Source organism: Paraclostridium sp. AKS73 (assembly GCF_025671395.1).
GTDB classification, from domain to species: domain Bacteria; phylum Bacillota; class Clostridia; order Peptostreptococcales; family Peptostreptococcaceae; genus Paraclostridium; species Paraclostridium benzoelyticum.
In genome coordinates, this window is the sequence record NZ_JAIXHU010000017.1 from 24,961 (window position 1) to 38,767 (window position 13,807).

Consider the following 13,807-nt stretch of genomic DNA (forward strand, 5'->3'; position numbering starts at 1 on the left):
GTAATGGAGGAAGTAAAAATGAGAAAACCTATAATAGCAGGAAACTGGAAAATGCACAAAACTATAGCAGAAGCTGTAGAGTTTGTTAATGAGATAAAAGGAAAAGTAAATAATACAGATGTAGAGGCAGTTATATGTGCTCCTTTCACTTTATTAAAAGATTTAAAGGAAGCTACAAAAGGAACTCCTATAAAAATAGGTGCTCAAAATATGCACTATGCAGATAACGGAGCATTTACAGGAGAAATATCTGCACCTATGTTAAAAGAATTAGATATAGATTATGTAGTATTAGGACATTCTGAAAGAAGACAATACTTCAATGAAACTAACGAAACAGTAAACAAGAAAGTATTAAAAGCTTTAGAAGTTGGAATAGATCCAATATTATGTATAGGTGAAACTTTAGAAGAAAGAGAAGCAGATAAAACTAAAGATGTTTGTAAAGTTCAAACTGAAAAAGCTTTAGAAAATGTAACTGCAGAAGATATGAAAAAAGTTGTTATAGCTTATGAGCCAATATGGGCTATAGGAACTGGAAAAACTGCAACTGCTGAGCAAGCTAACGATGTAATAGCATATGTTAGAGAAGTAGTTAAAGGATTATACGGAGAAGAAATATCAGAAGAAGTAAGAATACAATACGGAGGAAGTGTAAAACCTTCTAATGTATCAGAAATAATGAACCAAACTGATATAGATGGAGCTTTAGTTGGTGGAGCTAGTCTACAACCAGCTGACTTCACAGAACTTGTTAATTTCTAAGGAGTGAAAAAAGACATGAAAAAACCAGTAGCATTAATAATAATGGACGGTTTTGGATGTAGTGAAGTAAAGATAGGAAATGCAGTAGCAAGTGCAAAAACTCCTAACTTAGACAAATTACATGAAAACTACCCTCATACTTTAATACAAGCTAGTGGTCTTGATGTTGGGCTTCCAGATGGACAAATGGGTAACTCAGAAGTAGGACACACTAACATCGGAGCAGGAAGAATAGTATATCAAGATTTAACTAGAGTTAGTAAGGCAATAGAAGATGGAGAACTTTTCAAAAATGATGTCTTATTAGAAGCAATGAAAAATGGGAAAGAACATTCACTTCATTTAATGGGATTACTATCTAATGGAGGAGTTCATTCACATATAGACCATTTAAAAGCTTTAATAAAAATGGCTAAAGAAAATGGTGTTGAAAATGTATATGTTCATGCATTCACAGATGGTAGAGACACTGATCCAAAGAGTGCTTTAACATTCATCGAAGATGTTGAAAAATACATGCAAGAAGTAGGAGTGGGGAAATTTGCATCAGTATCTGGGAGATACTATGCTATGGATAGAGATAAAAGATGGGAAAGAATACAACTAGCTTATGAAGCTATGGTTGATGGAAAAGGCGAAACTGCTACTTCTGCAAAAGAAGCTGTAGAAAAAGCTTATAAAGAAAACAAGACTGATGAATTCGTACTACCAACTGTAATAGTTGAAGACGGAAACCCAGTAGGTCTTATAAAAGAAAATGACTCTATAATATTTGGTAACTTTAGACCAGATAGAGCAAGACAAATAACAAGAGCATTAGTTTGCGATGAATTTGTTGGATTTGAAAGACCATGTATGAAAACTTACTTTGTTTGTTTAACTACATATGACATAACTATAAAAAATGTACACGTAGCATTCAAGCCACAAAGCTTAGAAAATACATTAGGAGAATATTTAGCTAAAAACGGTAAAACTCAATTAAGAGCTGCTGAAACAGAAAAATATGCTCATGTTACTTTCTTCTTTAATGGTGGAGTTGAAGAACCAAACAAAGGTGAAGATAGATTATTAGTACCATCTCCAAAGGTTGCAACATACGATTTACAACCTGAAATGAGTGCTGATGAATTAACAGAAAAAATGTTAAAAGCTATAGATGAAGATAAATATGACTTTATAGTACTAAACTATGCTAACCCAGATATGGTTGGACATACTGGAGTTATAGAAGCAGCAGTTAAGGCTGTAGAGGAAGTTGATAAATGTGTTGGACAAGTTACAAATAAAGTTTTAGAAAAAGGTGGAGTAGCTTTAATAACAGCTGACCATGGTAATGCAGAATTAATGCAAGATCCAGAAACTAAAACAACTATAACTGCGCACTCAACTAACCCAGTACCATTTATGGTTGTTGGTGATGAATACAAGTCTTCTAAACTTAGAGAAGGTGGAAGATTATCTGATATAGCGCCAACTGTACTTGACATAATGAATTTACAAAAACCAGAAGAAATGACTGGAGATTCATTAATACAAAAGTAATGTAATTTTACAAAAGATTACATTAAATACTATTAATTACCAATATTTATAATATAATATAGATATATATTTAAAACTTTAATATATAAACTTGAAAGGAGACATAATTATGTCATTAATCGATTTAGTATACGCTAGAGAAGTATTAGATTCAAGAGGAAACCCAACTGTAGAGGTTGAAGTAGTATTAGAAAGTGGAGTAACTGGTAGAGCTATAGTTCCATCAGGAGCATCAACAGGAGCTTTCGAAGCAGTTGAGTTAAGAGATGGAGATAAAGGAAGATACTTAGGAAAAGGTGTTGAGAAAGCTGTTGACAACGTTAACGAAATAATAGCACCTGAATTAGAAGGTATGGATGCAACAGACCAACCTGGAATAGATGGATTATTAATAGAATTAGATGGAACTCCAAACAAAGGTAAATTAGGAGCGAACGCTATATTAGGTGTTTCTATGGCTGTAGCTAGAGCTGCTGCTGAAGAAGTTGGTTTACCATTATTCCAATACATAGGTGGAGTAAATGCTAAGCAATTACCAGTTCCAATGATGAACATACTAAACGGTGGAGAGCATGCTGATAATAACGTAGACGTTCAAGAGTTCATGATATTACCAGTAGGTGCTAAATCTTTCAGAGAAGGATTAAGAATGGGAGCAGAAGTATTCCATTCATTAAAGAAAGTTTTAGGTGAAAATGGATTAGCTTGTGGTGTTGGTGACGAGGGTGGATTCGCTCCAAACTTAGATTCAAACAGAGCTGCTTTAGAATTAATAGTTGAAGCTATATCAAAAGCTGGATACGAGCCAGGAAAAGACGTTATGTTAGGACTTGACGTTGCTGCTACAGAAATGTACAACAAAGAAACTAAAAAATACGTTTTAGCTGGAGAAGGAAAAGAATTAACTTCTGCTGAAATGGTTGATTTATATGAAGATTGGGCTAACAACTTCCCTATAATAACTATAGAAGATGGATTAGACGAAGAAGATTGGGATGGATGGAAAGTATTAACTGACAGATTAGGAAACAAATTACAATTAGTTGGAGACGACTTATTTGTTACTAATACTGAAAGATTAGAAAGAGGAATAGAAGCTGGTGTAGCAAACTCTATACTAGTAAAAGTTAACCAAATAGGTACTTTAACTGAGACTTTAGATGCTATAGAAATGGCTAAGAGAGCTGGATACACTGCAGTTATATCTCATAGATCTGGAGAAACTGAAGATACTACTATAGCTGACTTAGCAGTAGCTGTAAATGCTGGTCAAATAAAAACTGGTGCTCCATCAAGAACTGATAGAGTTGCTAAGTACAACCAATTATTAAGAATAGAAGAGATGATAGGTGAGTCTGCTAGATACTGCGGATTAAACTCATTCTATAACTTAAAGAAATAACCTCAAATTATATAGATAAATGCTAAAAAAGAGTCTTAGTTTACTAAGGCTCTTTTCAGTTTTATAACCTTTCGGTCCTCGGGTGAATATATTAGTTTCGCTTCCAAAGCTGAAAAAATGCTTTAAAGGGCGCTGAAACTAATATATTCACCCTGCAGACATTTTGGAAAAAACTTAAAAACTGAAAAGATGCTTTAAAGGGTGTTGGAAATAAAATATGCACCATTAAAATGAAAGTTTGTTTGAGGTTTGGGAAAGATTATATTTGAACATGATTTATGTTAAAGTATTTGTGAAGAAGGTTATGTTATGGCTATAAATAAAATTAGTAAGAATTTAGCTCAAGAGATAGTGAATGCAGTTAAGGAAGTTGTAGATAAGGATATAAATTTCATTGATAAAAATGGAGTTATAATTGGGAGTACTGATAAGAATAGGTTGAATACATTTCATCAGGCTGGATATAAGGCTGTGAAGACTCTTAGTAATATAACTGTTGAAGATAATTCTGAGTATGAAGGTAGTAAAAAAGGAATAAATTACCCTATAAAAATTAATAAAGATGCAATAGGGGCTATTGGAATAACTGGAGAACCAAGTGAAGTAAGTAAATATGGTTTTTTAGTAACGAAGATAACGGAAATATTTATAAAAGAGCAAGAGCTAAATTATAAATATGAGGCAGATAAGCAAAGAATAAATTATGTAGTTAAGTCTCTTATATATGATAGTATAGAAGACAAAAATGAGATTGAAAGTATTTTAGAGCAATTTGGGATAGGAGTAAATCAAAAGTTTGCTGTTGTACTTATGAAAATCAAGAAGAATCATAATGATAGAGAAGTAGAAATTATAGAAGAAGATATAAGTAAGGTATTTGATTCTATAGGTAATATCTTCAAAATATATGTTTATCCTAATGAATGTATAGCTTTAGTAAATGAGCAAAAGTATGAAAAACTTAAACTTGTTTATATGGATATACTAAATAAATATAAAGATAAGCTAAACGGTGGAGTAGGAAGATTAAAAGATTTATATGATACTCATAAATCATATCAAGAAGCTAGAATAGCACTTCAGTATTCTAAAAAAAATAATAAGATATTAACTTATATAGATGATTTAGATTTAGAGTTAATATTAGAAATCTAGATCTAGAAATTAAAAATCAATATCTAGAAAAAGTTTTAAAGAACTTAGATGATGAAGATATAAAATTATTAGAAATTTATTATAAAAATGATATGTCATTAAAAGCAACATCTGAAGAATTATATATTCATAAAAATACTTTACAGTATAGATTAGAGAGAATTTATCAAAGAAGTGGACTAAATCCTAGATGTTTTAAAGAATCTGTAGTTTTATATATAGCAATAGCTATACGATTATCAAAATTTAATTAAAATAAAAAGTACCATATCAAAATAAAATAGTTTTTGATATGGTATTTTTTATTTGAAGCATTAATGGAATAGCTTTTCAATGGTATAAGTACCAAAATAAAATTAAATAAAGTTGTATTATTTAGTATACGTAACATTCGGTTAGAAAAGCGAATTTGTTATAATGAAAATATCAAAGGGAGGCGACAAAAATGAAAATAGTAATTTCGATAGATTCGTTAAAAGGAAGTTTAACTTCGATAGAAGCAGCAAATGCAATTAAAAAAGGAATATTAAGTGTTGATAATAAATCAGATGTAGTTATAATGCCCCTTGCAGATGGAGGCGAAGGAACTGTAGAAGCCCTAGTACAAGGTATGAACGGAGAAGAAAAAGTAATAAGTGTAACAGGACCTATAAATGAAAAAGTAAATGCAACTTATGGAATATTAAAAGAAACAAATACAGCAATAATAGAAATGGCTCAAGCGTCAGGATTACCATTAGTTCCAGCAGAACTTAGAAATCCTTTAAATACAACAACTTATGGAGTTGGAGAAATAATAAAAGAAGCAATAGAAAAAGGATGTAGAAACTTCATAGTTGGAATAGGTGGAAGTGCTACAAATGATTGTGGTGTAGGCATGCTTCAAGCATTAGGATTTGAGTTTTATGATGAAAACGATAACTTAGTGGAACTAGGTGGAAAAGTTTTAAATCAAATAAAAAGAATAAAAACAGATAACAAATTAAAAGAACTAGATCAGTGTAATTTCAAGATAGCATGTGATGTAAACAATCCTTTATATGGTGAAAATGGAGCAGCTTATATATATGGACCTCAAAAAGGAGCAAATGAAGAAATAGTAAAGGAATTAGATAAAGGACTTAAAAACTTTGCAGAAGTTGTGAAAAAAGATTTAGGAAAAGATATAGCTCACATAGAAGGCTCAGGAGCAGCTGGAGGACTAGGATTTGGATTCTTAGGATTTTTAAATTCTAAATTAGAGTCAGGAATAAAAATAATTTTAGATGAAATAAAGTTAGAAGAAGTAGTAAAGGATGCAGATATTGTTATAACAGGAGAAGGAAGATTAGACAATCAAACTGCTATGGGAAAGGCACCAATAGGAGTAGCTAAGTTAGCTAAAAAACATGGAGCAAAAGTAATAGCAATAGCAGGATGTACAACACCAGATGCAGTTAAATGTAATGAAGAAGGTATAGATGCTTATTTCTCTATAGTAAACAAGGCTATGACAATAGATGAAGCAATGAAAAAAGAAAATGCAACTCAAAACATGATTGAATCAACAATACAGATATTTAACCTTATAAAAGCAGTAAAGAACTAATCAAAACTAAAAAATAAGGCGGTGGACGAAGATGGAAGTACAAATAACAACACTAGGAGCAATACTAGGACTTTTATTATCGATAATACTTATAATAAAGAAATTTCATCCGGCTTACAGTTTAATACTAGGAGCAGTAGTAGGTGGATTAGTAGGTGGTGCAGGTCTTACAGGCACAGTAGATGTAATGATGACTGGAGCAAAAGACATAATGCCGGCAATCCTTCGTATAGTAACATCTGGGGTTTTAGCTGGAGTATTAATAAAAACAGGTGCAGCAGCTAAAATTGCAGATCAAATTATAAAAACACTAGGTGAAAAAAGAGCATTATTCGCATTAGCATTATCAACTATGATATTAACATCAGTTGGAGTATTCGTAGATGTAGCAGTTATAACAGTAGCTCCAATAGCATTAGCAATAGCTAAGAAAATAGGATATGCGCCAATGGTTATACTTTTAGCTATGATAGGTGGAGGAAAAGCAGGAAATGTAATATCTCCAAATCCAAACACTATATCAGCAGCAGAAAACTTTGGGGTAGATTTATCATCATTAATGGCAGCAAATATAATACCAGCAATAGTAGGACTTATAGTAACAGTTATATTAGCAAATATGCTAGGTAAAAAATAAAATCTAAAAAATTACAAGAAATAGAAGATGAGATAGAAAATGAAAGTGAAAAGGTAGAATTACCATCATTTATATCAGCAATAGTAGGACCTGTGGTAGCTATAATGTTATTAGCATTAAGACCTATAGCAGGAATATCAATCGATCCACTTATAGCACTTCCAGTAGGAGGTATAGTTGGAGCATTGGCTATGGGAAAAATAAAAAATATTAATGAATACGTAACATTTGGTTTATCAAAAATGATGCCAGTTGCAATATTATTAATAGGAACTGGAACAGTAGCAGGAATAATAAAAGCATCAACATTACAGCAAACAACAATAGCTGTATTAAGCGCAGTTCATATGCCAGCATTCTTATTAGCACCAATATCAGGAGTATTAATGTCAGCGGCTACTGCATCTACAACAGCAGGAGCAACAATAGCATCAGCGACATTTGCACCAGCTATAATAGCATCTGGGGTATCACCATTAGCAGGTGGAGCAATGGTACACACAGGAGCAACAGTACTTGATCATTTACCACATGGATCATTCTTCCATGCAACAGCAGGAGCTACTAACATGAGTATAGGCGAGCGTTTAATGTTAATACCATATGAGTCTTTAATAGGACTTTCAATGACAATAATTTCAACTATAATGTGGGGAATAATACTTTAGGAGGCGACTATGATAAACAATAGAAAAAGAACTAAGATAGTATGTACGCTAGGACCAGCATCAGATAAAGAAGAAATATTAAAAGAGCTTGTAGAAAATGGATTAAATGTATGTAGATTTAACTTCTCTCATGGATCACATGAAGAACATAAACAAAGAATGGATATAGTTAAAAAAGTTAGAGAAGATTTAAATGAACCAATAGCTATATTATTAGATACAAAAGGTCCAGAGATAAGAACAGGAAACTTTGATGCACCTGAAGTATTATTAGAAGAAGCTCAAAAGTTCACTATAACAATGAAAGATGTTATGGGTGATAAAAATAAATGTACAGTAAGTTATAAAGGATTAGCAGAAGATGTAGTACCTGGAGATACTATATTAATAGATGATGGATTAGTAGGATTAAGAGTTGAGGAAGTTCAAGGTGATGAGATAATTTGTATAGTAGAAAATTCAGGAATAGTTAAAAATCACAAAGGTGTTAACGTACCAGGGGTAAAAATAAATTTACCAGCACTTACTCAAAAAGATATAAGTGATATAGAATTTGGTATAGGACAAGGTATTGACTATATAGCAGCATCTTTTGTTAGAAAAGCATCTGATGTTTTAGCTATAAGAGAAGTTTTAGAAAATAATAATGCAACGCATATACAAATAATATCTAAGATAGAAAATCAAGAAGGTATAGATAATATAGACGATATAATAAAAGTTTCTGATGGAATAATGGTAGCAAGAGGAGATTTAGGAGTTGAAATTCCTACAGAAGAAATACCAATAGCTCAAAAGATGATGATAAGAAAATGTAATGAGTTAGGTAAGCCTGTAATAACAGCAACTCAAATGTTAGATTCTATGATTAGAAATCCTAGACCAACCAGAGCTGAAGTGACAGATGTTGCAAATGCAATATATGATGGGACAGATGCAATAATGTTATCAGGAGAAACTGCAGCAGGTAAGTATCCAGTTGAAGCTGTAAGAACTATGGCTACAATAGCTAAGAGAACAGAAGAAACTTTAAATTATAATGAGTTACTTAAAAAGAAAAAGTTAAAAGATGTTAATGTAACAAATGCTATAAGCCATGCTACATGTACAACTGCAATAGATTTAGATGCAGCATCAATAATAACATTTACATCAAGTGGACATACAGCAAGAATGGTTTCTAAGTTTAGACCACAATGTCCAATAATTGCAACTACAGAAGATGAAGGTGTTATGAGAAGATTAGCTTTAACTTGGGGAGTGTATCCTATAAAGACATCTAATGTAGCAAATACAGATGATATGATAGATAATTCTATAAAGGCTGTTACAGAGTTAAATTATTTAAATCAAGGTGATTTAGTTGTTATAAGTGCAGGTGTGCCAACTGGTATATCAGGTACTACAAATATGATAAAAGTTCACTCAATAGATAGGTAGTCCTCGGGTGAATATGTTAGTTCCGCTTCCAAAGCTGAAAAGATGCTTTAAAGGGCGCTGGAACTGACATATTCACCCTTCGGACGTTTATGAGGAGGAAAAGAAGTTTTGCTCCCAAAACTAGAAAGAAGCTTTAAAGAGCGTTAAAACTTATACACTAACCTTTCGGACGTTTATGAGGGGAAAAAGGAAAGTTTCGAGGGTGGATTATTATGGTTAAGATTGGGTAATAATACAACAAGATTGACTTTATAGCTTGAATGTAGTATATTATTATGCTACACTAAAATTATGCTATATTAGTGATTATAAATGTAGGAGGATAGCTATGTTTAATGTATTAATGGGAGTACAGGTAGTAATATCTATAATTTTAGTAGTAAGTATATTACCACAAGATACTAAGAGTGCTGTACCTACTGAATTTGGTGGAGAGGGAACTCAAAGTTACTTTAAACCAAAAGGAAAAGAAGCATTTTTAGCAAGAGTAACTAAAATAAGTGCAGTATTATTTTTCTTAAATGCTATGGCAATACTTTTAGTTAAATAATAAAATTGAATTTATTTTACACATAAGATGACAATTACGATTAACGTAATTGTTTTTTATTATCATATAAAACAGAATTTACCATTATAACCATTTAATGATATAATTTATGGATAATTAATCTTATTGTAATTTATATAAATAAAATGGGAAAAATATTTAGTGAAAGCATAGTATAAAGTAATAACTAAATTAATAGGAGGAAAACAATGGGTGAAGAATTAAAACAAAAATTGTTGGGACTTATATCAGAAGCAGCATACAATCCTCTAAAAAAAGAAGAATTAGCAATGATATTTGATATACATCATACAGAAATGCCTATGTTCTATAACTTTTTAGATGAATTAGTAGAATCTGGGTATTTAATACTTACTAAAAAAGGGAAATACACATCTCCAAATCAGATGGGACTTTTTGTAGGTAAGCTAGTATCTCATAAAAAAGGATTTGGATTTGTAGAATCTGATGAAGAGTATACACAAGATTTATTTATACCTGCTGATAGTCTTAATGGAGCAATGCATAATGATAGAGTTATAGCTGAGATCACAACTCCAGCAACTGATGAAAAAAGAGCAGAAGGTAGAATTATAAAAGTTGTAGAAAGAGCTATAACTGATGTTGTAGGAACTTTCCAAGAAAGCAAAAACTTTGGATTTGTCTTACCAGACAATAAGAAGTTTAATAAAGATATATTTATACCTAAGAAATTTTTCAATGGAGCTAGAGGAAATGACAAAGTAGTTTGTAGAATAACTCAATGGCCAACAGAAGATAGAAAACCAGAAGGTAAAATAATAGAAATATTAGGGCAAAAAGGGGACAGATATGTTGAGATTGCATCTGTAATAAGAGAACATGGTCTTCCTGAAGAGTTCCCTAAAAAGGTATTAGATGAAGCTGAAAAAGTAGCTATCGAAATACCACAAGAAGAAATAGATAGAAGATTAGATTTAAGAGATATGAATATATTCACTATAGATGGTGAAGATGCTAAAGACTTAGATGACGCTGTATCTATAGAAGTATTAGATAATGGAAACTATAAATTAGGAGTTCATATAGCTGACGTTACTCACTATGTAAAAGAAAAGAGTAAGTTAGATAAGGAAGCTTTAAAAAGAGCAACTTCTGTTTATTTAGTTGATAAGGTAATACCTATGTTACCTAAAACTTTATCTAATGGAGTATGTAGTTTAAATCCGTTTGAAGATAAGCTTACATTATCAGTATTTATGGAAATAGACCATAAAGGTGATGTAGTTAAGCATGATATAAAGGAAACGATAATAAATTCAAAAGCTAGAATGACTTATACAGAAGTATCGGATATTCTTGAAAAAGATGATGAGAAACTTAAAAAGACATTTGCTAAGGTAGCTGATGATTTCTTCAATGCTGAAAAACTAGCTAGAATATTAATGAAGAGAAGAGAAAAGCGTGGGGCTATAGATTTTGATTTCCCTGAAGCTAAAATAATATTAAATAATGATGGCGATGTTGTTGATATAAAACAATATGAAAGAAGAATATCTAACAGAATAATAGAAGAGTTCATGTTAATAACAAATGAAACTGTAGCAGAACATTTCTTCTGGTTAAATATGCCTTTTGTTTATAGAGTTCATGAGACTCCTGCACATGAGAAGATAGAAACTTTAAATAAGTTTATATCTACTTTTGGATATGTTATAAAAGGAGATTTAGAAAGTGTTCATCCTAAAGCATTACAAGGTATAATAGATCAAATACATGGTAAGACAGAAGAAAAAGCTATAAGTACTATCATGTTGCGTTCTTTAAAACAAGCTAGATATTCACCTGAGTGTGTAGGTCACTTTGGATTAGCTGCTCAATATTATTCTCACTTTACTTCACCTATAAGAAGATATCCAGATTTACAAATTCATAGAATTATAAAAGAGTTCTTAAACGGTAAGATAAGTCAAAAGAGACAAGATCAATTAGCTCAAATAGTTGATTATGCTTCTACTCAATCATCAGAAAGAGAAAGAGAAGCAGAACTTGCTGAAAGAGATGTTAAAGATATTTATAAAGCTAGATATATGGAAGATAGAGTTGGAGAAGAGTTTATAGGTATTGTTTCAAGTGTAACTTCTTTTGGTATGTTTATTGAGTTAGATAATACTGTTGAAGGTTTAGTTAGACTTGCAGATATGAGCGATGATTATTATATATTTGATGAGAATACTTTCACTATTTTAGGTGAGAGAACTAAGAAAATGTATAGAATCGGTGATGTTGTTAAGATTAAAGTTGAAAAAGTTAATGTAGATTTTAAAGAGATAGACTTTAAACTTCTAGAAAAAATAGAACAAAATTAATTAAAGCTGGGAGAGTTCGAATTATTATTTCTTTCATACAAAGACCTAAAGAGCGCGGTCTTTAAGTATTTCAGAAATAACAAATTCGAACTCTCCCTTTTTATAAATAATCTTTGTTTGAAGGGTGGATGGAATTTAAGTGTTCCGTAAACAACAATTCCAAACTCTCTCTGTTGTATGAAAAAAGAGGGGTGATATGTTTGCTTCTTTCACACAAAGGCCTAAAAGTCGCGGCCTTTAAGTGTTACATAAGCAAACATATCAACCCTTTTTTATGATTGTGATGATTTTTTTGCACATAGTGTTATGTACGTTAGTGATACTCTTAGGATTATATACGCCGGTATTAGGTAATAGTATATATCCAAGTGTTTGTTTATTATTAAGATGATACTTAATAATATGTAGAATAATAAGTCTACGAAGTCTGTTACGTTTAGTACTTTTCTATATAGAATTTCTGGGAAATTTGATGTACTTCTAATTTCTTTCGAAAAGTTATTTTTAATTGATTTAAATGTATCATTTAAAATTTTAAGTATGATTATTAAAAACAGTATCCGTGGTAATACGCTAATTTGATTCACCTACTTTCTTTGAGATTGTTTCAAATACCTTAGCTGCTATTATTTTAAGTCCTGCAAATACAAAAAAGTAATGAAAAATATTAATATAAAAACTTACTATCTCTTAATGATAGTATTGTTATTCCTAGATATGATATATCTTCTAATACAAATAAGGATTTATAGCATTTAGCTGCTTTTTTAGCTAAATCCTCATATTTTAATTTTTCTATTATGTCTTTTTCTATTTGGAATGTATTCATTGTAGCTAAATCATATAGATTCTTTGTACAATAAAGAATAAGCAGTAAAGCACATAGTTTTGAAACCATAATTATTTAACCTCTTTTTAACATTTTGGTAAAAGAGTAGCATAATTGGGTATAAGTTGTATATAAGGATGGACTAACATTGGAAATTTTGGGAGTGAAATGTTATTGATTTTATATACTATGTGTAATATATAACTTGTTTATTACATATAATACTAGTGAATCAAGTTTTAAGTTAACTCAATATTTGTGAGTATTGACTAGTATGGTTATATATGGTATATTTTAAGGTAATTAATGAAGGATAAGGATAAGAGGTGATTTGTATGGCAGGTGTTAAGGTTTTAGCTACTAATAGAAAAGCAAGACATGAGTATTTTATAGAAGAAACTTATGAATGTGGTATCGAATTAAAGGGTACTGAAGTTAAGTCTATTAGACAAGGTAAACTTAACTTAGCTGAAGGATATGCTTCTGTTGATAATTCAGAGGTGTTTTTAAAACAAGTTCATATAAGTCCATACGAACAAGGAAACATATTTAATGTTGATCCTCTTAGAGTAAGAAAATTATTACTTCATAAACATGAAATAAGAAAGCTTATAGGGGCTACAACTATAAAAGGTTATGCTTTAATTCCTTTAAGTGTTTATCTTAAAAATGGTAAAGTTAAAGTTGAACTTGCTTTAGCAAAAGGTAAAAAATTATATGATAAGCGTCAAGATTTAGCTAAGAAAGATGCTAATAGACGTATTGAAAGAGAGTTATCTGGTAGATACTAGATATAATTCCAATGAGATAATATTGCTTTTAAGTTTAAAAAGTTTTATTATATATATAACAACTTAATATTGATTAATGGTGAAAAAAG

12 protein-coding genes and 1 pseudogene are annotated in these 13,807 nt (G+C 30.9%); 12 read left to right on the top strand and 1 reads right to left on the bottom strand.

The features are described from left to right. Positions 1-18 precede the first annotated feature (18 nt). From tpiA to rnr, 11 genes and pseudogenes are all read left to right on the top strand, one after another. The gene (gene tpiA / locus LEQ07_RS10765; RefSeq protein WP_263330666.1) at positions 19-765 is read left to right on the top strand and encodes a triose-phosphate isomerase; all 747 of its coding nucleotides are present in this window, start codon (positions 19-21) and stop codon (positions 763-765) included. Positions 766-780: 15 nt separating this feature from the next. Further along, positions 781-2,310 (top strand): 2,3-bisphosphoglycerate-independent phosphoglycerate mutase, encoded by a 1,530-nt coding sequence (gene gpmI / locus LEQ07_RS10770; protein ID WP_263330667.1) that lies wholly within the window; start codon positions 781-783, stop codon positions 2,308-2,310. Positions 2,311-2,419: 109 nt separating this feature from the next. Further along, positions 2,420-3,712: a phosphopyruvate hydratase gene (gene eno, locus LEQ07_RS10775; protein ID WP_195945614.1), complete on the top strand. Its 1,293-nt coding sequence runs from the start codon at positions 2,420-2,422 to the stop codon at positions 3,710-3,712. Positions 3,713-4,021: 309 nt separating this feature from the next. Next, on the top strand, positions 4,022-4,867 hold the full coding sequence (locus LEQ07_RS10780) for a CdaR family transcriptional regulator (protein WP_263330668.1): 846 nt from the start codon (positions 4,022-4,024) through the stop codon (positions 4,865-4,867). A 74-nt stretch (positions 4,868-4,941) separates the two neighbouring features. Then, on the top strand, positions 4,942-5,121 hold the full coding sequence (locus LEQ07_RS10785) for a helix-turn-helix domain-containing protein (RefSeq protein WP_263330687.1): 180 nt from the start codon (positions 4,942-4,944) through the stop codon (positions 5,119-5,121). Between the two features lie 191 nt (positions 5,122-5,312). Further along, positions 5,313-6,455 carry a glycerate kinase family protein gene (locus LEQ07_RS10790; RefSeq protein ID WP_263330669.1) on the top strand — a complete coding sequence of 381 codons (1,143 nt, stop codon included), beginning with the start codon at positions 5,313-5,315 and terminating at the stop codon, positions 6,453-6,455. Between the two features lie 31 nt (positions 6,456-6,486). Continuing rightward, positions 6,487-7,092 (top strand): GntT/GntP/DsdX family permease, encoded by a 606-nt coding sequence (locus LEQ07_RS21365; RefSeq protein ID WP_332842156.1) that lies wholly within the window; start codon positions 6,487-6,489, stop codon positions 7,090-7,092. 92 nt (positions 7,093-7,184) lie between these two features. Next, positions 7,185-7,760: a hypothetical protein gene (locus tag LEQ07_RS21370; protein ID WP_334307508.1), complete on the top strand. Its 576-nt coding sequence runs from the start codon at positions 7,185-7,187 to the stop codon at positions 7,758-7,760. Positions 7,761-7,769: 9 nt separating this feature from the next. After that, a pseudogene (pyk, locus tag LEQ07_RS10800) lies at positions 7,770-9,191 on the top strand (pyruvate kinase); the annotation flags it as partial. A gap of 337 nt (positions 9,192-9,528) precedes the next feature. Next, entirely contained in the window at positions 9,529-9,750 is a 222-nt protein-coding gene (gene secG, locus LEQ07_RS10805; RefSeq protein WP_052169208.1) for a preprotein translocase subunit SecG, read from the top strand. Between the two features lie 209 nt (positions 9,751-9,959). After that, a complete protein-coding gene (gene rnr, locus LEQ07_RS10810; RefSeq protein WP_263330670.1) occupies positions 9,960-12,098 on the top strand; it encodes a ribonuclease R in 2,139 nt (712 codons plus the stop codon). Positions 12,099-12,765: 667 nt separating this feature from the next. Here the strand turns inward: rnr and LEQ07_RS10815 are convergent. Continuing rightward, positions 12,766-12,996, bottom strand: coding sequence for a hypothetical protein (locus LEQ07_RS10815; RefSeq protein WP_263330671.1), 231 nt, complete (start codon positions 12,994-12,996; stop codon positions 12,766-12,768). A gap of 266 nt (positions 12,997-13,262) precedes the next feature. On the opposite strand from LEQ07_RS10815, the gene smpB reads away from it, so the two are divergent. Continuing rightward, a complete protein-coding gene (smpB, locus tag LEQ07_RS10820; protein WP_021430171.1) occupies positions 13,263-13,718 on the top strand; it encodes an SsrA-binding protein SmpB in 456 nt (151 codons plus the stop codon). Positions 13,719-13,807 lie beyond the last annotated feature (89 nt).